This window comes from Marinobacterium arenosum (assembly GCF_019795155.1).
Taxonomy (GTDB): Bacteria; Pseudomonadota; Gammaproteobacteria; order Pseudomonadales; family Balneatricaceae; genus Marinobacterium_C; species Marinobacterium_C arenosum.
This window is the reverse complement of the sequence record NZ_JAILYN010000041.1, coordinates 17,894-43,100: the sequence shown is the minus strand read 5'-3', so window position 1 is coordinate 43,100 and position 25,207 is coordinate 17,894. Positions and strand designations below refer to the sequence as shown.

17 protein-coding genes and 1 pseudogene are annotated in these 25,207 nt (G+C 62.5%); 2 read left to right on the top strand and 16 right to left on the bottom strand.

What is annotated here, in order from left to right:
• The first annotated feature begins 365 nt into the window (after positions 1-365).
• Positions 366-1,313, top strand: a complete 948-nt coding sequence (locus tag K6T12_RS16500) for a hypothetical protein (RefSeq protein WP_222223967.1) — start codon at positions 366-368, stop codon at positions 1,311-1,313.
• Positions 1,314-1,350: 37 nt separating this feature from the next.
• Here K6T12_RS16500 and K6T12_RS16495 read toward each other — a convergent pair whose 3' ends face one another.
• The 13 genes and pseudogenes from K6T12_RS16495 to argS all read right to left on the bottom strand — a co-directional run bounded on the left by K6T12_RS16495 (position 1,351) and on the right by argS (position 18,917).
• Entirely contained in the window at positions 1,351-1,995 is a 645-nt protein-coding gene (locus tag K6T12_RS16495; RefSeq protein WP_222223966.1) for a LysE family translocator, read from the bottom strand.
• Positions 1,996-2,070: 75 nt separating this feature from the next.
• Positions 2,071-2,907, bottom strand: coding sequence for a helix-turn-helix transcriptional regulator (locus tag K6T12_RS16490; protein ID WP_222223965.1), 837 nt, complete (start codon positions 2,905-2,907; stop codon positions 2,071-2,073).
• Between the two features lie 95 nt (positions 2,908-3,002).
• Positions 3,003-3,344: pseudogene (locus tag K6T12_RS16485) on the bottom strand (TRAP transporter large permease subunit); the annotation flags it as partial.
• A 71-nt stretch (positions 3,345-3,415) separates the two neighbouring features.
• Positions 3,416-4,003 carry an endonuclease dU gene (locus K6T12_RS16480; protein WP_222223964.1) on the bottom strand — a complete coding sequence of 196 codons (588 nt, stop codon included), beginning with the start codon at positions 4,001-4,003 and terminating at the stop codon, positions 3,416-3,418.
• Between the two features lie 80 nt (positions 4,004-4,083).
• Positions 4,084-5,019 (bottom strand): LysR family transcriptional regulator, encoded by a 936-nt coding sequence (locus K6T12_RS16475; RefSeq protein WP_222223963.1) that lies wholly within the window; start codon positions 5,017-5,019, stop codon positions 4,084-4,086.
• Between the two features lie 213 nt (positions 5,020-5,232).
• Positions 5,233-5,577, bottom strand: coding sequence for a cupin domain-containing protein (locus K6T12_RS16470; RefSeq protein WP_222223962.1), 345 nt, complete (start codon positions 5,575-5,577; stop codon positions 5,233-5,235).
• Positions 5,578-5,787: 210 nt separating this feature from the next.
• Entirely contained in the window at positions 5,788-7,779 is a 1,992-nt protein-coding gene (locus K6T12_RS16465; protein WP_222223961.1) for a methyl-accepting chemotaxis protein, read from the bottom strand.
• 391 nt (positions 7,780-8,170) lie between these two features.
• Positions 8,171-9,001 (bottom strand): ABC transporter permease subunit, encoded by an 831-nt coding sequence (locus K6T12_RS16460; protein WP_255611825.1) that lies wholly within the window; start codon positions 8,999-9,001, stop codon positions 8,171-8,173.
• Positions 9,001-9,909 carry an ABC transporter permease subunit gene (locus K6T12_RS16455; RefSeq protein WP_222223960.1) on the bottom strand — a complete coding sequence of 303 codons (909 nt, stop codon included), beginning with the start codon at positions 9,907-9,909 and terminating at the stop codon, positions 9,001-9,003. The genes K6T12_RS16460 and K6T12_RS16455 overlap by 1 nt, the downstream gene beginning before the upstream one ends.
• Positions 9,906-11,081, bottom strand: a complete 1,176-nt coding sequence (locus tag K6T12_RS16450; RefSeq protein WP_222223959.1) for an ABC transporter ATP-binding protein — start codon at positions 11,079-11,081, stop codon at positions 9,906-9,908. Before K6T12_RS16450 ends, K6T12_RS16455 begins: the two co-directional genes overlap by 4 nt.
• A gap of 168 nt (positions 11,082-11,249) precedes the next feature.
• Positions 11,250-12,350, bottom strand: a complete 1,101-nt coding sequence (locus K6T12_RS16445; RefSeq protein ID WP_222223958.1) for a polyamine ABC transporter substrate-binding protein — start codon at positions 12,348-12,350, stop codon at positions 11,250-11,252.
• 535 nt (positions 12,351-12,885) lie between these two features.
• Entirely contained in the window at positions 12,886-16,710 is a 3,825-nt protein-coding gene (locus tag K6T12_RS16440) for a M36 family metallopeptidase (RefSeq protein ID WP_222223957.1), read from the bottom strand.
• Positions 16,711-17,180: 470 nt separating this feature from the next.
• Positions 17,181-18,917, bottom strand: coding sequence for an arginine--tRNA ligase (argS, locus tag K6T12_RS16435; RefSeq protein ID WP_222223956.1), 1,737 nt, complete (start codon positions 18,915-18,917; stop codon positions 17,181-17,183).
• A 293-nt stretch (positions 18,918-19,210) separates the two neighbouring features.
• On the opposite strand from argS, the gene K6T12_RS16430 reads away from it, so the two are divergent.
• Positions 19,211-20,068, top strand: coding sequence for a helix-turn-helix transcriptional regulator (locus K6T12_RS16430; protein ID WP_222223955.1), 858 nt, complete (start codon positions 19,211-19,213; stop codon positions 20,066-20,068).
• A 559-nt stretch (positions 20,069-20,627) separates the two neighbouring features.
• Here K6T12_RS16430 and K6T12_RS16425 read toward each other — a convergent pair.
• The 3 genes from K6T12_RS16425 to K6T12_RS16415 all read right to left on the bottom strand — a co-directional run bounded on the left by K6T12_RS16425 (position 20,628) and on the right by K6T12_RS16415 (position 25,092).
• Positions 20,628-22,100, bottom strand: coding sequence for a Na+/H+ antiporter NhaC family protein (locus K6T12_RS16425; protein ID WP_222223954.1), 1,473 nt, complete (start codon positions 22,098-22,100; stop codon positions 20,628-20,630).
• A gap of 89 nt (positions 22,101-22,189) precedes the next feature.
• Positions 22,190-23,611 (bottom strand): aldehyde dehydrogenase family protein, encoded by a 1,422-nt coding sequence (locus K6T12_RS16420; protein WP_255611823.1) that lies wholly within the window; start codon positions 23,609-23,611, stop codon positions 22,190-22,192.
• Between the two features lie 110 nt (positions 23,612-23,721).
• The gene (locus K6T12_RS16415) at positions 23,722-25,092 is read right to left on the bottom strand and encodes a glutamine synthetase family protein (protein WP_222223953.1); all 1,371 of its coding nucleotides are present in this window, start codon (positions 25,090-25,092) and stop codon (positions 23,722-23,724) included.
• Positions 25,093-25,207: the final 115 nt, after the last annotated feature.

The following is a 25,207-nucleotide window of genomic DNA, read 5'->3' as shown; positions in this document are numbered from 1 at the left end:
GGGGCCTCATCTACAGGGCAGTCTTTTCGACTTCGCAGCCCGCCTGGCTCACCGGCTCCTTGCGATGGGCGGTAGCTAATCACCCATCAACGAGAGATACAAGCAGCCCGCTCCGAGGGCGATAGACCGTGCCATATCCATCGCGGTCAGAGCCCGCTGCTACGGGGTCCGTGCTTCGCAGCCCGCTCCGAGGGCGACAGGCCGCGGACTTCAAACAGGATTTCGAAGCCGGGCTTTATCAAATTCGTCGGTTTTTTTTGAAAAATGGCTGGTTGTTAATACCAAAGTCTAACAATGTCATTTTGCTGCGTTATATTCGAAGGCTCCGGCCTAATAACGATAACCAAGCAGAGAACGACGGAACCTTGAGCACCCAGAACCATTTTCGGCTGCTGGAACACTATCGGCAGTATGAAGCGACCATCCATAGCTTGATGGAATCGATGATGACCAGCCTGAACGGTTTGGCGCTACTGCATGACAAGAACGCCCAGCAGCAGACGGTCGATTATCTGAGCGAGGCCTACCCCTTCGTTGAGCTGATCTACAGTCTGGATTGCGGCGGCGTCCAACTGATGGATTCCGCCTACAGCCCCACGGTCAGCGAGCGTAAGCGGCGCTCGCTGGGCAAGGGCAGTGACCGCAGCCAGCGCCCTTATGTATTGGCGGCCCGGGCTCGGCCCAACGCGGTGGTGGTCACCAACCCCTACCTGTCCAGCGCCACCCACCAACTGTCGATCTCGGCGGTGCAGCATTTTGTCGATCCGGACGGTACCGATCGTGGTTACCTGGTGATCAATATCAATCTGCAGCGACTGATCTCCTACCTGAACGGCGACGAGATGCGCTCGCGGTTCCATCACTACTTCCAGGGGATCTACGGCTTCATCGGCTTTATGCTGATCCTGGTGTCGGCGCTGTTGCTTTACTCGGCGTTGGAGTCGCTGGTGCGGGTGTTCAGTGACGCTAGCAGCGTGGCTACCGGGGCTTTCGGTATCGTGATCCTGATCACCCTGGGAATGTCGATATTCGACCTCGGCAAGACGATCCTCGAAGAGGAGGTACTGGTCGACAAGGATATTCACCACCACGACACCACCCGACGCACCATCTCGCGCTTCATGGCGGCGATCATCATCGCGGTGTCGATCGAGGCGCTGCTGTTGATGTTCAAGTCGTTGCTCGATGGCGGTGACGGCGGCAGTGCGGTGATCAATGCGGTATGGATGCTGATGGCGGCGGTGGCGATGCTGATCGGCCTCGGCGTCTACCTGAAACTGAGCCGCGACCGGCGCAGCCAATCGACAGGTTGAGTGGCTGCGCCGGGCAGTCTGTTTGTCGGGCGTCGGTTCAACCCCGGCTGCCGGCCTGGGCGATCAATCCGATGCCGAAGCTCATCAGCACCGCGCCGGCGCCGCGCTCGACCAGATGGATCTTGCGGCTGAGCAGCGCCCGGACCCGCGGCTGGCCGATGGTCGCGGCGACCAGCAGATCCCATCCCAATACCGCCAGGCACATCCACAGGCCGCAGAACAGCTGCTGCGGCAAGGTCACCTGGCTGCCCAGGATCACCGCCATCAGGCTCATGTAGAACAGCGCGTTTTTCGGATTGAGTAGCGCCGAATTGAGGCCCAGCAACAGTTGCTTGGCCGCCGATGGGGCGGTGGTTGTGGTGAAAGCGGCAACATCCCCCTGCGGCTTGCTGCGCAGCAGCTGGATACCGATCCACAACAGGTAACCGGCGCCGGCCAGCTCGATGGCGGCAAAGATCTGCGGATTATCGCGGATGCCGCTCCAGCCGAGGATCGCGATGGCGATATAGAGGGCATTGCCAAGCGCGACGCCGAGGCAGATAAAGCGGCTGCCGCGCAGGTTGTGACGAATCGCATGGCCGGCGATCAGGAAGAAATCCTGGCCGGGGCTGAGCAGTGCCAGCAAGTGGGCCAGGGCCAATGCCGGAAAGGCGGCGGGAATCAGGTTATCGAAAGGAATCATGGGTCACCTCCGGGTCGAGCAAGCGATGGAAACGAACGTAAAGGAACGAAGTCGCTCGACTCTAAGGCAACGGGTTCAACGATTATTGTCGGAAATTGACCTGGCCTGCTGGTATTGGCGCGGCGTCGAGGCGGTGTAGCCGACAAACGCCCGGTGGAACTGGCTCTGGTCGCTATAGCCCAGCTCCAATGCCACCTCGGCAATCTGCTGACCGGCTTTCAACAGCAGCTTGGCCTGCTCGATACGGGCGTTGTTGACGAACGCCATCGGGGTTATGCCGAACGACTTGCCGAAGGTGCGGATCAGGGTTTCCCTCGAATAGCCGAGCTGCCCGGCCTGCCGCTCCAGCGACGGCGGTTGCGCCAGGTTTTCGAGCAGCAGCCGTTTGACCTGATGGCAGAGCGCGGGCTGCTCCTCTCGATCCTGGCCGGGCGAACAGTAGCCGCTGAGGATCTTGAACGCGAACCGCTCGAACAGTGGGGCCGGGTCGGCGACCGATGCGGTGAGCTGATCGACCAGCGCCAGGTAGTCGGCGAACAGCTGCGGCTGGCGGATCAGCCGCTGCTCGCAACTCAGCCGCTCGATCGGGCGGGCGTAAAGCGCCGCTAGCTGGGCCAGGCACCAGGGGGTGTCGATATAGAGCATATGGTAGCCACGTGCCGCGTCGCCGACCGGGTTGCAGGCGTGCACCAGCCCCGGCTCGATGATCACCAGCTCGCCCTGTTGCAGCAGCAGCTCCCGGCCATCGCACTCCAGCCGGGTCTGGCCCGACTGGATCGCGCCGATCGACAATGCCCTATGGCTGTGGGCCTTGTAGGCCCGCCGGCTGGACCGGGTGCTGCGCAGCTCCAGCTGCGGCAAGTGGGCGTGGCGCCAGTACTGCTGCTCTATATCGCGAACCTGTTGGGACAAGGTCTACTCCATTGCCGAGGTGGGTTCGCACAGCATAACGAACGGTCGCTTGGCGTGGAAAGCCTATCGTGTTCAGCGTCTCCACTTACCGCCGATCAGCTGTAGGCGTTGGCCGGCAGCCAGAGCACCAGCTGCGGCCAGAACACCAGGATCAGCAGGCCGAACAGCTGTAGCAGGATGAACGGGATCACCCCCTTGTAGATATCGGTCAGCTTGACGTTCGGCGGGCAGACCCCCTTCAGGTAGAACAGCGCGAAGCCGACCGGTGGCGTCAGGAACGAGGTCTGCAACGCCATTGCCACCAGCATCACGAACCACACCAGCTCCGGGTTGTCGACCACGCCGTAGCCGTCGATATCCAGCCCCGGCGCCGAGATCACCGGTGCCAGCAGCGGCAGGATGATCAGCGTGATCTCGATCCAGTCGAGGAAGAAGCCGGGCCAATTTCTACGAAAAGCTGAAGAAGGTGGGGCTGTAACGGTGGACTGCTAGCGCCGTTGATTGATTCTCAGGCCCGCTTGCTGCTCTGGCCGGTGACCACCGCGGCGCCGATCAGGTGAGCGAGCCGCAACGCTTCCGGCACCTTGCCGGTATCGGTCAGCCGGGCCAGTGCCAGGGCGGCGCTTTCCGGCGTGCAGCCGCTCTGCTGGTAGACGAATCCCCGTTGGCTATGGACCGGGCCGGCCCGCTCCAGCAGTTGGCGGCGCTGTAGGTAGTCGACGAAGGTGCGCAACGCCCGGTCGACCGCGGCGACGTTTGGCGGCCGGCGCATCACCGCGATGCAGGGACGATTGAGCTGCTGCGCCAGGCGGGGCAGGTCGATGATATTGAATCCGGCCAGCGCGATACCGTCGGTCAACACCAGGTTGACCTGCTGGTAGAACTTGCTGGCTGTCAGTAGCCGGCAGAGTTGGTCGGTGGCATCCAGACCATCCTGCTCGACCTGACCCCACAACATCCCCTCGAAGCGGGTATCGCTGCAGACCACACCGGCCACGGCGACGGTGCTGTGCAGGCCCCGTTGGAAGGGGGCGTCGTCAAAGCCGATCGCCCGCAGCTTTTTGTCGGACGCCAGCAGAGTATCGAGAGAACGCATCGTCTGGACGCCGTGCAGATTACAGGGTGGGGCGGCTGTCGCTGGCAGCGCGGCCCCGATACCTTTAAAGGTAGCTGTGGTCAGCGCTCGGTGGCCATCGCCTCACGCAGGCAGCGAAAGAAGGTGTCGACCACCAGGTCCTGGGCGGTGTGCGGTTTGCTGATCGCATGGAAGGTGTTGGTGTAGCCGAACCGCTCAGGGAACAGCGGCCGTAGTTGCGATTCCCAACCCCAGTTCTCCACCAGGTGGCGCGGCAGAAAGCCGAGATACTGGCCGGTCAGTATCAGCGTGGCGCGGGCTTCCTGGTGGTGCGCCGAGACCTGCTTGTGCCAACCGGCCATCACCGGGTCCAGCTCGCGGCCGGGTTGCAGGCGCGGCGATTCGACGAACTTGTACTGCTGCAGGTCGGCTTCGCTGAGCTTTGCTTCGTCCCGTTCGAACAACGGATGGCCGCGACCGCAGTACAGCAGCATCTCCTCGTCATACAGCTTCATGGTGCGCAGCTGCGGCATCGGGCCGTGCAACACGGTGATCCCCATCTGTACCCGACCGTCCATCACCGCCGGAATCACGTCGTCGGAGGCCATGGTTGAGATCCGCATCTGCACATCGGGTGCCTTGACGGCGTAATGACGCAGCGCATCGACGATGAAGGCGCGCGGCAGCCCCAGCATATGCTCGGCGCAGCCCAAGTGCAGATGGCCCATCAGCCGGCCGTGGGAGAGGTTGACCCGGTTGCGGAACTGGTCGACCGCCGATAGCAGCTCCACCGTCGCCTCGTACACCACCTTGCCGTGCTCGGTCAGCCCGAAGCCGGCCCGGCCGCGTTCGCACAGCCGCATATCCAACCGCTTCTCCAGGTCGGCGATGTAGTTGCAGATGGTCGAGTTGGCGAGGTTCAACTCCACTTCGGCGGCGGTAAAGCCGCCGGCATCGGTCACCGCCTTGAATACCCGCAGCAGGCGCAGGTCGAGGTCGGCCAGCTGGCCGGCGATCGCGGTCTTACGTTTGCCCATGGGCAGCCCCTGGAAATTAGATTTGTTTATTTAATAATGATATGTGACTGGTCATTATAAATATAAAAGTAAGTAGGAGGGGAATAGAGCACTGGCAGGGAGGCTTCAGCTGCTTGAACTGCGCTTTCTGCCAAGGGTGTTTGACGCTTTGGGGGTGGGGTATGTTGCCGGGTATCGCAGTGTCTGCAATGCCCGGCATTATTAGATAAACGATCAGCTCAATATGACGAAGAACTTGCGGCAGTCTTCATAGATCGTCCATTGCAGCTGGCTGCCTTTGCGGCAGATGAAGGCGTCGCCAGCGGTGAAGATCTGCTCCTGGCCGGTCGCCAGATCGGTCAGACCCACCTTGCCTTCGGTGATGAAGCAGACCTCGTCGCAGGGGTAGTCATCGAAGCTCAGCGTGCCGGCGCTGCAGAACCAGCTGCCGACCTCGGTCGCGCCATCGCTATGGCTGTATTGGCTCGCGAGCTGTTCCATCGGGTTGCCTTCGATAGTGCCTTCGGCGGCGCTCAGCTCGCTGTTCGGTGCAATAGTCAGTCGTTGGATAGTCGACATCGATCAATTCTCCTGAATATTCTGCTGAAAACGATTCCAGCCGGCGCTGGAGCCTGGTTGGACGTTTGGGTTAAACGGCGGCAAGCCGGTCGCCAGTGAAAGGGGCGCCGGCTGTTGCCGATGAAAAAACGGCGCCACTATGCCGAATCGGCGGCCAGGCGCCCATTACCTGATTAGGGAACCTGGCCGCCGTTTCTCGGTCTCCATGCGTCAGAGCGAAAACCGGCCGATCAACTCGTCCAGCTGGCGGGCCAGGGCGTTCAGCGAGTTGCTCTGCCGGGCGGTCTCCTCGGCACCCTGGGCGGTGCGCTCGGTGACCTGATTGATTTCGCTAAGGCTCTGGCTGATCTCGCCGGCGGTGGTGCGCTGCTGGTCGGTCGCTGCGGCGACCTGGGTGTTCATCTGGCGGATCTGCTCGACCGCGCTGCTGATCCGGATCAGGCCGTCGGCACTCTGCTGTAGCTGGGTCAGGCAATCGTCGGCCTGCTCGCGGCTACGGGCCATGGTGTCGACCGACTGCCGTGCGCCGGTCTGCAGCTTGGCGACCATCTGTTCGATCTCGGCGGTCGAGCCCTGGGTGCGGCTGGCCAGCGAACGCACCTCGTCGGCCACCACCGCAAAGCCACGCCCCTGTTCGCCGGCGCGGGCCGCTTCGATGGCGGCGTTCAGCGCCAGCAGGTTGGTCTGTTCGGCGATGGCGCGGATCACGTCGATCACCTCGCCGATCGATTCGCAGAACGCTTGCAGCTGTTCGATCTGCTCGGTGGAGCCGCTGACCTGTTCGCTCAGCGAGCGCATCGCCTGGCGGTTGCGCTCCATCAGTTGATGGCCGTCGGTCACCGCGCCGTCCGCCGCGATCGCTTGCTGCAGAGTCTGTTCGGCGTGTTGGGCCACTTCGGTGGCGCTGGCTTCCAGCTCGTTCATGGTGGCGGCCACCCGGGCGCTCTGCAGGCTCTGGCTGGCGACGCCGGTCTGGGTCTGCTGGCTGAGCTGTTCGGAACGGCTGGCGGTCTGCTGCAGCTCCTGTGCCGCCTGGCGGATCTGGCTGACCAACTGGCGCAGGTTGCCCGCCAGGTGGTTGACGCTGCCGGCCAGCCGGCCGAACTCGTCCTGGCCGTCCGCCGCCAGGCTGACGTCCAACCGGCCTTCGGCGACGCTGTGCAGGCCGTCCATCACCAGGCCGAGCGAGCGTCTGATCCGCCGCACCAGCAGCCAGGCGATGGCGGCGGCGGCGAGCAGGGCGATCAGCGAGCCCAGCGCGATCAGCATGCTGGCGCGGTTGATGGTCGCCTCGGTGGTTTGCTCCGCCTGGCTGGCCTGCTGTCTGGCATTGCCGATAAAGGCCTGCAGCAGCTGTTCGCTATCGTTGACCAGTGATTCCACTTCGCTCAGGTACTGCTGTGCCCTCTGCTTGGCGTTCAGTGCCTGCAGGTGGCTCTGGATCAGCTGGTCCGGAGCGTGCAGCTGCGCCTGGTAGGGTTGCCAGTACTCATCGATCTCGGCGTGGCTCTCGGCGGACAGCTGCTCGATCTCCGCCAGCTTGTCGGCAACCGGTGCCAGCTGTTGCTCGATCTGCTGCCAGCGTTGACGGCTCTGCGCGAGATCCTGCTGTTCCAGAAGCTGCTCCAGCAGGTTGGCCACGTAGCTGAGCCGGTTATGGATAAAGCGGGCGTTGTCGATCAGCGTGAAATCCACCTGCACCGCCACGGTGTCTTCCAGGGTATACAGCAACTCCTCGACGGTCTCGTCGTAGGTTGGCCGGGCCGCCGCCATACGGTCGCTACTTTGCCAGTAACTGCGGTGCTGCTGGAACAGCTGCTCGGCGCTGCTGAACAGCTGCCGGGTCTGTTGTTCGATCTGCGTCAGTGATTGCTGCAGCGAGGGTTGCCGCTCGCTCAACTGGCGGATCTGCGTCATCAGTCGGCTGAATTGCAGGCGGCGTTGTTCCAGTTGCTGTTCCAATGCGCTGAAGTTCTGCTCGTCGCTGGCGGCCAGGTAGCTGCGCAGCAGGTACTTGGTCTGCAGCAGTTCGGTCAGCAGCTGCCCGCTCTGCTCGACCCGCGGGGTCGCCTCGCGGGTGACCAGCCTGAGTTGCCGGTCGATGGTCTGAAAGCTGTACCAGGCGATAGCGCCCACCAGTAACAGCAGCAGGCAGAGCAGGCCGAAGCCGCCGCCGATCCGTTGTGATACCGAGAGTCGCATAACATCCTCTTTGTTATTGTTTGTCGTTGTTTTGCATGTTTCGTAGGAGCAGCTTTAGCCGCGACAAGTGGCTGGGTTATCTGCACCATGGCCGGTCGCCCTCGGAGCGGGCTGCTACGAAGAGCGAAACCCTGTAGCAGCGGGCTCCGACCGCGACAAGGTTGGCAGGGCTCGCAGCTATCGCCCTCGGAGCGGACTGCGACGAAGCACGAAACCTGTAGGAGCGGCTTCAGCTGCGACAGGGTTAGCGTCCTTCCTTCCTTCCTTCCTTCATTCGGTCGCGGCTGAAGCCCCTACGACCGTGAAAATGCTGGCCCCAATGAAAAAACCGTAATCCCGAAAGTGGTCAGGATTACGGTTTTGCCGCGTCAGCTGTTTACGGGAATAGCCATCAGCCGGTCTGCTGCATCAGCTCGCGGTTCTTGCGCTCCACCCGCTGGGCGTACCACCAGGAGAGCAGCACCAGCAGGCTGACCGACAGGATGATCAGCGTCGCCAGCGCGTTGATCTTCGGGCTGATGCCGAGTCGCACGCTGGAGAACACCACCATCGGCAGGGTGGTCGAGCCCGGCCCGGCGACGAAGCTGGCGATCACCAGGTCGTCCAGTGACAGGGTGAACGCCAGCAGCCAGCCGGATATCAGTGCCGGCGCGATGATCGGCAGGGTGATGCCGAAGAACACCTTGACCGGCGGGGCGCCCAGGTCTTGCGCCGCCTCCTCGACGGAGCGGTCCATCTCGCGCAGGCGGCCGTTGACCACGATCGCCACGTAGGCCGCGCAAAAAGTGGTGTGGGCGATCCAGATGGTGGTCATGCCGCGCTCCGACGGCCAGCCCAGCATCTGGCCCATCGACACGAACAGCAGCAGCAACGACAACCCGGTGATCACCTCCGGCATCACCAGCGGCGCGGTGACCATGCCGCCGAACATGGTGTGGCCGCGGAACTTGCCGAACCGCACCATCACGAACGCCGCCAGGGTGCCGATCACCACCGCCATGCTGGCGGCGCCGAACGCCACCCGCAGGCTGGTCCAGATCGCCGACAGCATCTGGTCGTCTTCCAGCAGCGCGGCGTACCACTTGGTGGAGAAGCCGCCCCAGACCGTCACCAGTCGCGACTCGTTGAACGAGAACAGCATCATGATCGCCATCGGCAGGTAGAGGAACAGCAGGCCGAACAGCATCATCCAGGTTGAAAAACCCATTCGCAGTCTGTGCATCAGTGTCCCTCCATCTCTTTCTGCTGGTAGCGGTTGAACAGCACGATCGGCACGATCAGCAACAGCAGCATCACGATCGCCACCGCCGAGGCTACCGGCCAGTCACGGTTGTTGAAGAACTCCTGCCACAACACTTTGCCGATCATCAGGGTGCTCGGGCTGCCGAGCAGTTCCGGAATGACGAACTCGCCGACTACCGGGATGAATACCAGCATGCAGCCGGAGATGATGCCGGTCTTGGTCAGCGGAAGGGTGACCCGGAACAGGGTCTTCAGCGGGCCGGCGCCCAGGTCGGCGGAGGCCTCCAGCAGGGTGCGGTCCAGCTTGACCAGGTTGGTGTACAGCGGCAGCACCATGAACGGCAGGTAGGCGTATACCACGCCGATATAGACCGCCAGGTCGGTGTGCAGCAGCGCCAGCGGTTCGTCGATGATGCCGACGCCCATCAGCAGGTTGTTGATCAGGCCGTTGTTCTTGAGGATGCCGAGCCAGGCGTAGATGCGGATCAGGAACGAGGTCCATGACGGCAGGATCACCAGCATCAGCAGAATCGACTGCAGCTTCGGCTCGGCGCGGGCGATCGCATAGGCCATCGGGTAGCCGAGCAGCAAGCAGAGCAGGGTCGAGAAGAAGGCGATCTTCAACGAGCCGGCGTAGGCCAGCCAGTAAAGATCGTCCTCCAGCATGATCAGGTAGTTGTCCAGGTTGAAGCTGATATTGAGCAAGCCGTCTTCGAACGACACCAAATCGCTGTAGGGCGGAATCGCAACGATCGATTCCGCGAAGCTGATATTCAGCACGAAGATGAAGGGGACGAAAAAAAACAGCAGCAGCCACAGGTAGGGCAGGCCGATCACCCCCTTGATGCCCGCGTTGGCGGGCGTCAATTTTTGGATCAGGCTGTTCATTGCTCGAGCACCACGCCGCTGTCGGCGTTCCAGTGGATGAAGACCTCGTCATGGATGCGGTACTGCACGTCGCGCCGTTCGGTGTTGGAGCGGGTCGCCTGCACCACCAGGCCGGTCGGCAGTTCGACGTGGTAGATCGAGTGGCCGCCGAGGTAGGCGATCTCCATGATCCGGCCGCTGTTCCAGTTGTCCGGCTGGCTGGGCGGCTGCTTGCTCAGCAGCACCTTTTCCGGCCGCACCGCCACCTTCAGTTTCTGGCCCGCCGGGCCGCTGATGCCGTGGTCGATCAGGATCGGCTGGCGCAGCAGCTCGCAGCGGATACGGGCATGTTGCGGGCCCTCTTCGTACACCTTGCCGTCGAACACATTGACCGAGCCGATGAACTCGGCGGCGAACTGGCAGTTCGGGTATTCGTATACCTCATGCGGGGTGCCTACCTGCACCAGCCGGCCCTGGTTCATGATCGCGATGCGATCGGCCATGGTCATCGCTTCCTCCTGGTCGTGGGTCACCATCACGCAGGTGACGCCGACCTGCTTGATGATCTCGACCAGCTCCAGCTGCATCTGGCTGCGCAGCTTCTTGTCCAGCGCGCCCATCGGCTCGTCCAGCAGCAGCACCTTGGGGTGTCGCGCCAGGCTGCGCGCCAGCGCCACCCGCTGGCGTTGACCGCCGGACAATTGATTCGGCTTGCGTTTGCGGTAGGCGTCCATATGCACCAGCCGCAGCATCTCGTCGACTTTCTGGCCGATATCGGCGTTGGACAAACCCTGCTGCTGCAGGCCGTAGGCGATGTTCTTTTCGACGTTCATATGCGGGAACAGCGCATAGGACTGGAACATCATGTTGGTCGGCCGTTGATGGGGCGGCATCGCCAGGATCGATTCGTTATCGATGCGGATATCGCCGCGGGTGGGCGTTTCGAAGCCGGACAGCATCCGCAGCAGGGTGGACTTGCCGCAGCCGGAGCCGCCCAGCAGGGCGAAGATCTCGCCCTTGCGGATCTGCAGGTCGATATTGTCGACCGCCAGCACGCTGTCGAATGCCTTGCTGATGGCGCGGATCTCGATAAAGCCGCGCTCGGCCAGGAGCGCATCCTGTGCCAGATCAGACCGGCTGTAGAACAGCGCTTGTTGGTCGGTGGTTTCCGCAATGGGTGAAGCAGTGGTCATAATGATTCCTCAACTGTCCGACCGGTATTTTTATTACCGGTAGTGACGTTAAGTGCGCCGGCAAGCCAGGCTGGCCGGCGTCGTCAGAAGTGACGGGCGCAGAGCTGTGTCTGCCGCCCGTATGCCGTGGGTTGTGTCGCCTGAATCGACAGGCGGAAAGGGGGCCGATCAGCGGCCGGATTTGACCTTGGCCCACATCCGGTTCAGTTTGCGGACGAACTTCTGCGGGTAGGTCGGCTTGGTGAACAGCTTCGCCTTGACCGTTTCCGGCGGGTAGATACCGGCGTCCTGCTTGATACCATCGTCGATGAACGGCTCGGCGGCGCTGTTGCCGTTGGCGAAGTAGGTGTAGTTGGTAACGTCGGCGATCACCTTGCCTTCCAGCAGGTAGTTCATGAACAGGTGGGCCTTATCGGCGTTCGGAGCGTCGACCGGAATGGCCATCACGTCCATGAACACTTCGGCGCCCTCACGGGGGATGCTGTAGGCCAGCTTGATACCGTTGCCGGTCTCATCGGCGCGGGCCTGGGCCAGGTAGAGGTCGCCGCTGTAGCTCTGGCTGAGGCAGACGTCGCCGGCGGCCAGCGCCGGACGGTACTGTGAGCTGTGGAAGTAGGTGATGTGGGGGCGGATCTTCTGCAGGTGTTCTTCGACCGCCTTGAGGTCGTCTTTACTGGTGCTGGCCGGGTCGCGGCCAAGGTAGGCCTGTACCGCCATGTAGGCGGCGATCGGGTCGTCCAGCATGGTGACGCCGCAGTTGGTGAACTTGGCGACGGTGTTCGGATCCAGCAGCAGCTGCCAGCTGTCGGTCGGCGCTTGCGGCAGCCGTTCCTGCAGCTTGGCGATGTTATAGCCGATACCGACGGTGCCCCAGGTGTAGGGCACTGCGTATTCGTTGGCCGGATCGTTGTCCGCCAGCCACTTCAGTACGGTCGGGTCGATATTGCCCCAGTTGGTCAGCTGGCTTTTATCCAGCTTCTGATAGGCACCGGCGGCGATCTGCCGCTTCAGCATGTTGGAACCTTCCGGGTAGACCAGGTCGAATCCGCTGCCGCCGGTCAGCAGCTTGGTTTCCAGTACCTGGTGGGAGTCGAACACATCGTACTGCACCTTCAGGCCGGAGCGCTGCTCGAAGTTGCTCAGGGTGTCCTCGGCGTAGTAGTCGGCCCAGTTGTAGATGTGAACGGTATCCTTGTCGCCGGCGGTGGCGTTGGCGGCCAGGCCCAGGGTGGCGCCGGCCAGCAGCAGGCTCTTGAGGGTCGGGTTCATTGCTGTTACCTCGTTTTTATTATTTGAATCGGTCGCGGCGGTGCAGGTGCCGGTCGGCGGCACCGGTAGCCTCTGTGTTTTTAAAATGGCATGCGGCTTGGCGGGGCCATATACCCTGATTGGGTAGGTCGGTTTTGGGGGCAAAACGAGGTAGCGGTGTTGTAGGCAGCCATTGCGTGCGCCATGGTGGGCGACGGTAGCTTGAAACCTAACTACTGTTCAGAAAAGTGGCTGGAACGGTGACTGTAGGGTTGACTTTAGTCGACCAGGAGCCCACAGGGCTCCACAACCGCCTGCGGCGGTGGCGCACTGATACCCAAAGGGCACACCGAGTACGCCCTACCAGTCTATTCCATTCCCGATAGAGACTTTGCTCAAATTGCTAAGGCACATTGCCTTAAATGAACAGCATTAGCCCACCGTGCGGCCATTTTGGACAATGGAACCGCTCGGAGCCTATCGGACTTAGCACTGACCTACTCGGCTCTGGCTTCCTGCTTCGCCCTCGCTACGATCGGCCAAGCTCGACAGATTCCTAGGGCGCGAAGATCTCCACGCTGCTGCAGCAGGGGCTCGCTTGATAGTCGTCTTCGCCCCGGCTGACATTGGTCACGCTGAAGGTGACCGACGAGACGTTGGACTTGATGTTCGATTTGCTGATCGAACACTGGCCACTACTGTTGGTGGTGCAGCTGCCGCTGCCGCCGTTACTCCAACTGCCGGTGACCTGCGCGCCGGATACCGGGTTGGTCGTGCCCTGCTCTATCACGGTGGCGGTGGCGCTGGCATCCCAGCGGTTGCGCCGGCCGGTGGCCGCGCTGCCGTCCAGCCCGGACAGGGTCATGGTGATGGTCGGCTCGGGCGTCGAACTGCCGCCTTCGGTGACCATCAGGTAGTCCACCGTCAGGCCGTCGTTGCTGTTATTGCCCGGCGTCTGGTCGGAGGTCTTCACCTTGATATGCAGGGTGCCCTGTCCCAGGTCGGGCAGCGGCAGATTGATCGCGTTGCCGCTGCTGGTGGCGGTCAGGGTGTGGAACCAGCTCCAGTTGCTGCCATCCATGGAGTAGTACCAGAGCAGTGCGTCACCGTCGCTGCTTGGCGCATCGGCCCAGGCGTTGGCGTGGAAGCTCAGGCCGCTACCGTTCTGCAGGTTGAAGGTCCAGCTGTGCTCCAGCAGGTCGTAGCGGTCGCTGGGCTTGCCGCCCTGATGGGTCTCCTGCAGCTGCTGATATAGACCGTCATCCTGCCAGGTATTCTGGTAATTGCCGCTGACCGCGCCGCTGCCCGGTATTTCGCCATTGGCCTGTTGTTGCTGGGTGGCGGTCGGGTCGTTGACGGTCAGGCTCAGTGCCACGCTGACCGGGGTATTGTCGCTGTCATTGCTCTGCACGCAGAGCGCGCCGCTGTACTGGCCGGCGGCCAGGTTGTTGGCATCGAATTCGACCGTCACGGAGCTGTTGGCCGAGGGTGCGGTATTGCCGGAAGAGGGGGAAACCCAGGCCCAGCTCAGCGTACCGCTGATGCTGCTGCAGTTGCCGTCCGAGTCTTCATAAATATCCCAGATGAGCTGTTCGCTGCCGCTATTGGCGATGGTCAGCGACTGGTAGCTGGTCTCGTCCTGCATCAGCGTGGCCGACAGGCTGGTCGGGCTGACCTGGATCTGCGGTGCCGGTACCGGTGGCGGCGGGTCGATCGCGGTCAGCAGGCTGCTGCAGTCCGAATCGCCTCCGGACGCGGTCACGCAGGCCTGGTTGAACAGCAGCGCCCGGTTCAGGATCGCCAGATCGTCCAGGTACCAGCCGAGGCCATCGACGAAGCCGTCGGTAGCCATCCGGAAACGGATCCGCACCTGGCTGCCTTGGTAGCCGGCCAGATCCACCAGGGTCTGCTGGTAGCCGCCGCTGTTACCGGAGAACGCTTTTCGGTCGCTGATCGCGCTGGCCGGGTTGGTATTGATGGTGCTGTTGTAGCCGTTCTGGAACATCAGCGTCCCCAGGTCGGTCCAGCTGCCGCCATCGGCGGAGATCTCCACCACCCCGCCATCCCAGTCGGCTTCGGTATCGTAGTGGTGCCAGAATCGCAACAGCGCCTCGTCGCCGAGCAGTAGCGGGCTGGCCAGACTCAGGTACTGGTCACTGCTGGTGGCGATATCCTCGGCGAACCAGGCGTGGGAGGGGCTGTTCGGGTTGTCGTTGCCGAGTGCCCAATCCACATTGCCGCTGCCGTGGCTGACGGTCCAGAGGGCGCTGCCGTTTTCCATGTCGTCCTCCAGTAAGCGAACGCCGGCCGACGGGCTGACCATCACCTGGAAGGAGCAGTTTCTGCTGCTGCCACTGGCCATGGTGCCGAGCGGGAAGGTTAGGACGCCGCCGGATTCGCTGCCACCGCAGTCGGCCGATTCCTCAACATAGCTGGCGTAGGGCGGCAGGGTATCGCTGACGGTGACATTGCTCAGGGTGTCGGTGGTGCGGTTGTCGATCTGCAGGCTGTAGGTCAGCAGCTGGCCGGCTTCGACCGGCGACGGGCTGGCGCTGCTGATGATCGCCAGGATCTGCTGACAGACCGGCGGCAGGTCGAACGCCTCGCTGCCGTCGGTGCGGCTCGAACTGCTGCCCTGGTCGGCGCTGTAGCCGAGGCCGCGCTTGGCAAAGGCCTGCCAGATCAGGCACTGGTGAGCGCCGCCGTAGTTGTTCAGATCCGCCAGCAGGATTGCGTCGCGGGCGTCGACGAAGCCGGGCGAGCAGGGTTGCAGCTTGAGGCCGTCGACCACCAGTTGCAGGGCGATATTGTTGCCGCCGAGGCCCTGCTTCATATCGCTGTCGAAGTAATATTCGCCGATCAGCGCCCAGGTCATCTCCCACAGCATCGCGGCCCAGACCGAGCCGACCCCGTGCGGCACCGCGGCCGACTTGATGCTGTTGTAGGTGCGTGGATCGATGCTCATGCTGGTGCTGTAGGGGTAGTCGCGGATGCCGGTGCCGTCGGTCGGTTCACCGAGCACATAGGTGCCGATACCGCGCCGGTCCTGCGGCTGGTCGCTGTCGGTCATGGTCACCCACAGGCCGAAATAGTCGCTCCAGCCCTCGCCCGGTTGTTCGGTGTTGCTCAGGCAGCTGGTGGTGCCCGGGCCGCCGGTCAGCCGGTTGGAGATACCGTGACCGTACTCGTGGGCGATGACGCCGTTGTCCAGATCGCCGTCGCGCATCGGCGTGGTCTGGTCCCACAGGAACATCTGCATGCGCGGATTGCCGCCATCCGGCGGGGTGGCAAAGTTGGCGTTGTTCAGGCCGCCGCCATCCTGGGCTTCTGCCATCACCGAGTCGCTGCCGCTGCCGCCCTGGCCGCCGTTGTTCTCCTGGAAGTTGCCGCCGACCTCGTCGAAGCCGTAGTGGTAGAAAATATCGTGCAGCAGGTTGTTCCAGTAGAACAGGTTGGTGACGGCGGCGGGGCGGTACTGGTCCGGCGACAGGGACAGGTCGAGCGGGAAACTGAAATCCAGCTCCGCATCGCAGGCGCGGGCGCTGTCGCCACCGGTGGGCGAGTTGCTGGCGTTGGTGTCCAGATAGGCGTCGACGTTGTTACCGCGGCTGCAGTTGCCGGACAGCCAGCCGGAACTGGAAGCGATGCTGTCCGCCGGATCGAGCATATTGAAACGGCTGCCGTGGTTGGGGCTTTCCACCGGCTCGGGAAACACCCGGTAGTTGTCGTGGGCCACGTAGTTGGTGCGGTCCAGCAGCGTGCCGGTCAGCGCATCGATGCGCAGGGTCCACCAGTTCTGCGCATCCAGTTCGTAAATCTCGACATCCCAGGCCAGTCGCAACAGGTTCTTGGCGACCGGCTGATAGACCAGCTTGCCGCTGATCGGATTGCGGGAGATCGGGCCGATGGCCGGGTCCAATCCCAGCGCTCGGGCCGCGGCGGATATCGCCTGGCCCAGCGGCAGGGCGGGCTCGGTGGTATTGATGGCCGTTTCGAGGTTAGCGATGAAGTGGTTGCCGAGATTGATCACGCTGCCGTCGGCGGCGATGTTGATATTGAGGCTGGCATTATGCACCTCGATTCCCCGGTAGCGCTGGCGCAGGTGGATATGGCTGACGCCGTTATGGCTGGAGCTGTAGTGGTCGCTGACCATGAAGTCGGCGATATCCTGGCGGGACAGCCCGAGCGCCTGGTGGTTCTGCTGCAGGTAGCGAATGGCAATGCCCAGCGGATCGCCCTGCTGCGGGCCGCTCAGGTACTGAATCGGATTGTTTGCATTCGCCGGTGCCGCTTGAGTGCTGCTCGGAGCGAGACCGAGCAGGGCTGTCAGCAGACCGCCCGAGAGCAGCCACAGGGTCTTGTGCTTACCGGGATTGAACATTGTGCTCGCCCTCCTGCCTTTGACGATTGCCAGCGTGCCGGGGATGGCCGTTCTAGAGCCCGCAGAGAACACAAGGGACTTATTCGCAGGTTCCTAAATAACAGCAGGCAAAAATTCAGCCAATGAGGAGCGGCTTTTTATTTCAACGGGTTAGTGCGGAGACGCGGAGTGGTACGCGAAAATCTGTAAGACTGACCTTACAAAACGTCGCTTTTGGGTAAAGCTGGCTGAACAGTGGTGGGGAGCTGCATTGGCAGGGAGAGGGCATCGTGCGGTCGGAGCCCGCTGCTACGGGGTTCCGGTGTAACAGCGGGCTGTGAGGGCGACGGGTATCCGCTTCTCTAAAGCGACCCCCGGCGTCAGATGCACGATCGAGAGCCTTGATAGGGTGGGCACGTTTTTTGTGCCCACGCAGCGATTGTTACCTGATGTGGATGATTCCCGCCAATCCGCGATGAACCATAAAAAGCTTACATCCGCTCCATCACCTCGATACCGAGCAGATCCAGGCCGGTGGCCAGGGTGTCGGCGGTGGCCTGGCACAGCCGCAGCCGGCTGGCGCGGCTGGCGGCCGGCACGTCGGAGCGCAGGATCGGGCAGTGCTCGTAGAACTTCATGAACAGGCTGGCCAGTTCGTACAGGTAGTTGCACAGCAGGTGCGGGTAGGCTTCGCGGGCGACCTGGTCGATCACCTCCTCCAGCTGCAGCAGTTTCAGCCCCAGCGCCTGCTCCTGCGGTTCGGCCAGCTCGATAGGCGCATCGGCGTCTACCGGCTGGTCCACCTTGCGGAAGATGCTCTGGATGCGGGTATAGGCGTACTGCAGGTAAGGTGCGGTATTGCCCTCGAAACTGAGCATCGATTCCCAGTTGAACACGTAGTCGTTGGTGCGGGTCTTGGCCAGGTCGGCATATTTGACCGCGCCGATGCCGATCTTACGCGCCACCTGGCGGCGGGCGTCGTCGGTCAGTTCAGTGCCTTTGCTTGCCAGCAGCTGGTCGGCCCGGCTGACCGCTTCCTCCAGCAGTTCCGCCAGCTTGACGGTACCGCCGGCGCGGGTTTTGAACGGCTTGCCGTCCTCGCCCATCATGGTGCCGAACGGGTGGTGTTCCAGGCTGCACTCCGGCTTGGCGAAGCCGGCCTTGCGGCTGAGGGTGAACACCTGCTTCATATGCAGCGACTGACGGGCGTCGATGAAGTACAGGATACGGTCGGCGAACAGCTGGTGGTTACGGTAACGCACCGCCGCCAGGTCGGTGGTGGAATACAGGTAGCCGCCACCGGACTTCTGCACGATCATCGGCAGCGGGTTGCCCTCCTTGTCGGCCAGCTCCTGCAGGAACGCCACCTGGGCACCCTGGTCCTCCTGTACCAGCCCCTGCTGCTGCAGTGCCTCGATGATGCCTGGCAGGTCATCGTTGTAGGCGCTCTCGGCACGGATATCGCGGCGCGTCAGGGTGACGTTCAGCAGCTGGTAGATCTCCTCGCTGTGGGCCACCGAGATATCGATGAACTGCTGCCACAGGCTCAGGCAGCGCGCGTCGCCGGATTGCAGTTTCACCACGTAGTCGCGGGCCCGCTCGGCGAACGCAGTGTCGTCGTCGAAGCGCTGCTTGGCGGCGCGGTAGAAGGTTTCCAGGTCGGCCAGCGCCACCTCGGCCAGTTGGTTGGCGGCGGTTTGGTCCTCCAGGTGGGCGATCAGCATGCCGAACTGGGTGCCCCAGTCGCCGACATGGTTCTGGCGGATCACCTTGTGGCCCTGGAACTCCAGCAGCCGCGCCAGCGCATCGCCGATGATGGTCGAGCGCAGGTGGCCGACATGCATCTCCTTGGCCAGGTTGGGTGAGGAGTAGTCGATCACCACGGTCTGCGGGTTCTGTACGGCGTTCAGCCCCATCCGCGGCTGCCTCAGCGCGTGCTCGACCAGCTGGGCCAGCCAGGTCGGCGACAGATGGATATTGATGAAGCCGGGCCCGGCGATCTCCACCTTGCTGGCGATATCCTCAAGCTGCAGCTGGTCGACGATCCGTTGCGCCAGTTCGCGCGGATTGGTGCCCACCTGCTTGGCGGCGGCCATGCTGCCGTTGGCCTGGTAGTCGCCGAATTGCGGTCGGTTGCTGGGCGAGACCATCGGCGAGCAGCTGTCGGGCACGCCTGCGGCGATCATGGCTTCCTGGACACGGTTGGAAAGTAGTTCGCGAATCTTCATGGTCTGGCTCAGCTGATTCCTTCTATAGTTTTCTTAGCGTAGCAGCGAACGCTGCCGTGCTGCCTGGATCGGCGTCTTTTATCTAACCCGGGTGAAGCAGCTAATGATCGCGGCGATCATCGTGGCTGTTGCGTGGGGACAAAAAAACCGCCGACCGGGATTCTAAACGGCCAGGCCGGTGACGGATATACCCTGTGCGGGGGTATCTTCAGCTGACCTGAACGGGTTGTTGACAAGGTATCGGGCAGACCCTAGGTTAGCCCGCCAATTAGAGTGATATCGGGAGCTTTGCGATGAGCGCTGGCCAATCTCAGTTCGATAAGTGGAATCAAGCCGTTGGCGAACTGTTCGGTCATCTGGCCGATACCGACTTCCCGCGCTACCTGGTAGCCGCGATCAACCAGGTGGTCGAGGTGGAGGCGGTGATGCTGGTGCTGGAGCGACGCAACGAAACCCCGGTGCTGCTGTATGACCTGGGGATTCCGGAGGATCGCCGCAAGATCCATATCGACACCTACTTCTCCGGCGCCTACCTGCTGGACCCGTTCTGCCTGGCGGTGTCGGAGGGGCTGGCGCCGGGCTTCTACCACCTGTCGGAGGTGGCGCCGGACGATTTCTACCAGAGCGATTACTACCGCACCTATTACAAGGAGGCGTCGCTGTTGGATGACGCCTACTTCGTGGTGGAGCCCAAGGACGGCATCAAGTTCTCCTTCGCCGTCGGTCGCCAGGGCGATCATCCGCCGTTCTCCGCCGAGGAACTGGCGCTGCTGCGGCAGATGAATCCGGTAGTGCAGGGCGCCAGCCGGCAGTACTGGCAGCATGTCTTGGAGGCGCAAGCGCTGCCGCAGGATGCGCCGCCGGGGATGCGGGCGCAGGTGGAGGCGGCGTTCAACAACTTCGGCAGCTCGGTGTTGACCGAACGTGAGCGCGAGGTCGCCTTGCTGCTGCTGCGCGGCCACTCCTCCAAATCGGCGGCGCAGAAACTGGGTATCTCGCCGGATACCGTGCAGATGCACCGCAAGAACATGTACGCCAAGCTCGACCTGTCCTCCCAGTCCGAGCTGTTCTCGCTGTTTATCGCAGCGCTCTCCTACGCCGGCGGTCGGCTCGACGAGGACCCGCTTGCGGCCTATATGCAGCAGGGCTAAGAGCCGCTTTTTGGTCCGGCGCAAAATAAGGTTCTTTGTGTTTTAGCGGGAATCATCTATGCCAGCCCCCGCCAGCCGCGTCCATGTCTACTTTGTGCTGAGCGTCTCTTCTCTGTAGGGCGCCACCCGGGGCGCCACGCCACAGGCGGTTAAAAACGCCTGCCGGCGTTTGGCCGGCCGGGTCCAGCCCTACAATCAACTGATATCGCGCCGAACTATCCTGTCTGAAGAATTTCTTGTCGCGCGTAGCCTTGTCGGGTGGGTACGTTTTTTGTGCCCACGCGGCGCTTGTTCACCTGATCTAGACGTTTCCCGATAATCCACGCAAAGAACGCAAAGAACGCAAAGAACGCAAAGAACGCAAAGAACGCAAAGAACGCAAAGAACGCAAAGAACGCAAAGAACGCAAAGAACGCAAAGAACGCAAAGAACGCAGAAAACAAAAAACGCAAAAAACGCAAAAAACGCAAAAAAGGGCACCGGGTCAAAACCTGGTGCCCAAACCCATGCGATGAAGGCAAACGCGATGGTTGGTTTATCGGGTGGGAGGCGCCGTGGCTCAGGCCATTGCGTATCCAAGGATCAGCAGGCTGATCATTGCCAGGCTGCCGCCGATCAGTGCGTAGGGCAGCTGGGTGACGGCGTGGCCGGCGATGGTACAGCCGGAGCCCTGGGATGACAGTACGGTTGAGTCGCTGAAGAAGCAGGCGTGGCTGCCGAAGGCGGACGCCGACAGCAGGGCGCCGACGGTCAGCGGCATCGACATATCCAGGCTCTGCGCCATCGGGATCACGATTGGCAGTGACACCACGAATACGCCCCAGCTGGAGCCGGTGGCGAAGACCACCGCCGCCATCACCGTGAACACGATCGCCGGCAGCAGTTCGCGGGACAGGTAGGGCGATACGGTATCGATGATGTACGGGGTCATGCCGAGCTGGTCGTTGACCTCTTTCACCATGAAGCCGGCCGCGACCACCGCAATCGGGTGCAGCATCACCTTGAAGCCGTCCAGCATCGAGTCGACAAGTTGGCCAAAGTCCATCAGCCGTTGCCAGTAGTAGAGCACCATGGTGAACAAAGAGGCGACCAGCGCGCCTTTCAGCAGGTCGATCTCGTAGTAGACGCTGGCGCCGACCAGTACCGCCATCGGCAGCAGGAAGTTGGTCAGGCCGCGCGCCGCCGAGGTTCTCGGCAGCTTGGAGGTGTCGAAACCGTCGCCACTGACGCCGTCCGGGATCGGTTGGCCGGCCTGGGCACGTTTTTCGGCCGCTTTCATCGGCCCCAGATCGGGCAGCAGGCCGAACACCACCAACGCAACGATCAGCAGCGCCGCCCAGCCATACGCCATGTAGGGGATCGACTCGATATACAGCGACATGCCGGAACCTTCCGCCACCGCGTTGTTCTCCTCCAACAGGGCGGCAAAATAGACCGCCCAGGTGGAGATCGGCACCAGGATGCAGACCGGCGCGGCGGTGGAGTCCACCACGAAGGCCAGCTTCTCGCGGGAGATCTTGTAGCGGTCGGTCAGGTTTTTCATCGAGGCGGAGACCGCCAGCGAGTTCAGGTAGTCATCGATGAACACCAGCACGCCGAGGGCGGCGGTGCAGAGCAGGGTCTGGCGCTTGGTTTTCAGGCGATTGATCAGCATCTCGCTGAAGCAGAGCACGCTGCCGCCCCGTTCCAGCATATTGATCAGACCGCCCATCATGCCGCAGACCAGGATGATCCAGGCGATGGTCTCGTTCATCATCACGCTGGTGGAGATATCGGCCAGGCCGTTGATCAGGTTGCCGGGGTCGAGCAATAGCAGTCCGGCCAGGATGCCGGCGAAGATCGATTCCAGCGGTTTCTTGGTGACAACGGCTGCCGCCACGATCAGCAGTGACGGCAGCAGGCTCAATGCGCCGTAGCTGTCGCCGTCGATCTGCTGGGTGGACAGGTAGCCGAAGCCCAGGGCGATGGCGAGGTAAAAGAAAACCGAGCGCCACGGGGTCTGCTGTGACGCAGTAAGGACTGTAGTATTCATGTGATGTCCGCTTAACTCTTTTTATTCGAATTCTGGAGTCAGTGGGGGGCGACCGTGCGGTCAAGACGTCCCCACATAGTGCAGCAATCTCAGGGGAACTGCATTGATTTAATTTCAACGAACTCGGCCAGTCCCTCGTCACCCCACTCGCGTCCATTGCCCGACTGCTTGTAGCCGCCAAACGGGGCTGTGTAGTTCCAGCCGCCGCCGTTGACGTTGACCTGGCCGGCCCGGATCTTCCGGCCGATCTGCTGGGCCTGCTCCGCGTCTGCCGCCCAGACGGCGGCCGACAGACCGTAGGGGGTGTCGTTGGCGATGCTGATCGCCTCGTCGATATCCCGGTAGGGGATCAGGCAGAGCACCGGGCCGAATATCTCTTCACGGGCGATGGCCATCCGGTTGTCGACGTTGGCGAAGATGGTAGGGCGCACGTAGTAGCCCTGGTCCAGCCCGACCGGTGGTTCCATACCGCCGGTGACCAGCGTGGCCCCTTCCTCGACGCCGCGGCTGATGTAACTGCGCACCCGTTCCCGCTGGGCGGCTGAGCTGAGCGGCCCCATAAAACTGTTGTCGTCCATCGGGTCGCCGACTTGCAGCCCCTCGGCCACCTGCCTGGCCAGCTCGACCGCTTCCTGGTAACGGTTCTGCGGCACCAGCATCCGGGTCAGTGAGCAGCAGATCTGGCCGGAGTTGACCATCACGTCGCGCACGCCGTATTCGATCGCCGCGCTGAAATCGGCATCCTCGGTGATGATGAACGGCGATTTGCCGCCCAGCTCCTGGCAGACCCGTTTGATGCTCGGCGCGGCGGCCTGGGCGATCTTCACCCCGGCGCCGGTGGAGCCGGTGAACGACACCATATCCACCTGCGGGTGGCGGCACAGTGGTGCGCCAACTGCGGGGCCGTCGCCGCAGACCAGGTTGAAGACGCCGGCCGGCAGGCCCACTTCATCCACCACCTCGGCAAACAGGTAGGCATGCAGCGGCGTCATCTCGGACGGTTTCAAGACCATGGTGCAGCCGGCGGCCAGGGCCGGAGCGACCTTGCCGACCAGTTGGTGCAACGGCACGTTCCAGGGGGTGATGAAGGCGCAGACGCCGATCGGCTCCCGGCTGATCACCGAGTGGCTGTCACCGCTGAGCTGTTCCATCAGATAGGCGCGCTCGATATAGGCGCGCATCCCGCTGATCGGCCCGGCCACCTGCCAGCCCCGCGACAGATGCAGCGGCATCCCCATCTCCTCGGTGATGGTCCGGGCGAGCTGCTCCTGGCGCTGTTCCAACTTGTCGCAGATCGCGGCGATGTAGCGGCTGCGCTGCTCGGCGCTGGTGGCGGCCCAGCTGTCGAAGGCCCGGCGGGCGGCACTGACCGCACGGTCGACATCCGACGCGTCCGCCTCGCGTACCGAAGCGATTATGGCTTCCGTGGCCGGGTTGATCACGGCGCGATCCTGGCCGTTGGCGGGCGTCCAGCCGCCGTCGATGTACAGCTCGGTATAGGATTTCATCATTCGTACCTCTAATACCTTCTGGCTGTTGCGCTGGTCGGGGCCCGTTTTGCGGGTACCGGTCGACCGGCGGCAACGTTTCAATAGCTTTTCTCGTGTCCTGTCTCTGGCTGTTATAGCGCCGACAAGTACCACTGGGTTTCCAGCGGGCTGACATGGCGTTCGAACTGGGCCAGTTCGTCCTCCTTGCAGGCCAGGTACAGCTCGACAAATGCCGGCGTCAGGTAGTTGCTCAGCAGCTGGTCCTGACGCAACAGTGCCAGTGCTTCGGCCATGCGGGTCGGCAGGCCGGCCTGCCGGTTGGCAAAGGCATTACCTTCCGCGCGCTCGCCCGGATCGCACTGGTTGCTGATGCCGTGATGGATTGCGGCCAGGATGGCGCTCATCACCAGGTAGGGGTTGGCGTCGGCGCCGGCGACCCGGTGCTCGATGCGGGTGGCGGTTTTCGGGCCTGCCGGAATCCGTACCGCTACGGTGCGGTTATCGATCCCCCAGGTCGGCGCGGTGGGCACGTAGTGACCCGGTTGCAGGCGGCGATAGGAGTTGACGTTGGGGCACAGCAGCGGCATCGATGCCGGCATCAGTTCCAGCAAGCCACCGATGGCGTGTTGCAGGGTCCGGCTGTAGGGCTGTTCCGCATCGGCAAATACGTTGTTGCCCTGCTGGTCCAGCAGGCTGACATGAATATGCATGCCGTTACCCGCTTCCTCCTCGTAGGGCTTGGCCATAAAGGAGGCTTCCATACCGTGCCGTTCGGCGGCGGCCTTGATCACCCGCTTCAGCAAAATGGCGTTATCGCAGGCCGCCAGTGGATCGTCCTGGTGTTGCAGGTTGATCTCGAACTGCCCCGGGGCGTTCTCGGCGATGGCGGTATCGGCCGGAATGTTCTGTTCGGCGGTGAAACGGGCGATATCGCGCAGGAAGTCGGCGTAATCGTCCAGGTTGTCGATCGAATACACCTGGGTGTGGTGTTCACGCTTGCCGTTCTTCGGTGACAGCGGCGGCTGTGGCTGGCCCTGCGGGTTGCGCTCGCGGTCCACCAGATAGAACTCCAGCTCGACCGCCACCACCGGGGTGAGCTTCATCTCCTGGAAGCGGGCCAGAATGCCGGCCAGCACGTGGCGCGGATCGCCGAAGAACGGGCTGCCGTCCTCCTCGTACATGCTCATCAATAGCTGTGCCATCGGCCGCCGCTGCCAGGGCGTGGTGGTCAGGGTATTCGGCTGCGGCCGGCAGGTGCGGTCCGGTTCGCCAATCTCCAGTCCCAGTCCGCAGCTTTCGACGGTGCTGCCGGTAATGTCCAGCGAGAAGATCGAGGCCGGCATGTTGATGCCGTTGACGTAGGCCTTGCTCAGGCCGTCGCGCTCGATCCGCTTGCCGCGAATCACCCCGTTGATGTCGGGAATCAGTAGGTCGATTGCCTCAATGGTCGGATTTTCCGTAAGAAAATCAGCGGGTTCGAAGTGATGGTTGATAGAAGTCATGGATCAGTCCTGCCTGCTTGCTGATCACTGTCCAGCGCGTGGAAGAGGCCGAAATGGCATCTTGTGATCAAAATATTGTTTATTTTGGTTTTCATACTAGGTCCCTCAAATCGCA

What these genes read in the sequence shown, in the direction of transcription:
- K6T12_RS16495 (WP_222223966.1), bottom strand. Translation starts at nt 1,995, where the DNA reads ATGATTCCTTTCGATAACCTGATTCCCGCCGCCTTTCCGGCATTGGCC.
- K6T12_RS16480 (WP_222223964.1), bottom strand. Translation starts at nt 4,003, where the DNA reads ATGCGTTCTCTCGATACTCTGCTGGCGTCCGACAAAAAGCTGCGGGCG.
- K6T12_RS16475 (WP_222223963.1), bottom strand. Translation starts at nt 5,019, where the DNA reads ATGGGCAAACGTAAGACCGCGATCGCCGGCCAGCTGGCCGACCTCGAC.
- K6T12_RS16470 (WP_222223962.1), bottom strand. Translation starts at nt 5,577, where the DNA reads ATGTCGACTATCCAACGACTGACTATTGCACCGAACAGCGAGCTGAGC.
- K6T12_RS16465 (WP_222223961.1), bottom strand. Translation starts at nt 7,779, where the DNA reads ATGCGACTCTCGGTATCACAACGGATCGGCGGCGGCTTCGGCCTGCTC.
- K6T12_RS16460 (WP_255611825.1), bottom strand. Translation starts at nt 9,001, where the DNA reads ATGCACAGACTGCGAATGGGTTTTTCAACCTGGATGATGCTGTTCGGC.
- K6T12_RS16455 (WP_222223960.1), bottom strand. Translation starts at nt 9,909, where the DNA reads ATGAACAGCCTGATCCAAAAATTGACGCCCGCCAACGCGGGCATCAAG.
- K6T12_RS16450 (WP_222223959.1), bottom strand. Translation starts at nt 11,081, where the DNA reads ATGACCACTGCTTCACCCATTGCGGAAACCACCGACCAACAAGCGCTG.
- K6T12_RS16445 (WP_222223958.1), bottom strand. Translation starts at nt 12,350, where the DNA reads ATGAACCCGACCCTCAAGAGCCTGCTGCTGGCCGGCGCCACCCTGGGC.
- K6T12_RS16440 (WP_222223957.1), bottom strand. Translation starts at nt 16,710, where the DNA reads ATGTTCAATCCCGGTAAGCACAAGACCCTGTGGCTGCTCTCGGGCGGT.
- argS (WP_222223956.1), bottom strand. Translation starts at nt 18,917, where the DNA reads ATGAAGATTCGCGAACTACTTTCCAACCGTGTCCAGGAAGCCATGATC.
- K6T12_RS16430 (WP_222223955.1), top strand. Translation starts at nt 19,211, where the DNA reads ATGAGCGCTGGCCAATCTCAGTTCGATAAGTGGAATCAAGCCGTTGGC.
- K6T12_RS16425 (WP_222223954.1), bottom strand. Translation starts at nt 22,100, where the DNA reads ATGAATACTACAGTCCTTACTGCGTCACAGCAGACCCCGTGGCGCTCG.
- K6T12_RS16420 (WP_255611823.1), bottom strand. Translation starts at nt 23,611, where the DNA reads ATGATGAAATCCTATACCGAGCTGTACATCGACGGCGGCTGGACGCCC.
- K6T12_RS16415 (WP_222223953.1), bottom strand. Translation starts at nt 25,092, where the DNA reads ATGACTTCTATCAACCATCACTTCGAACCCGCTGATTTTCTTACGGAA.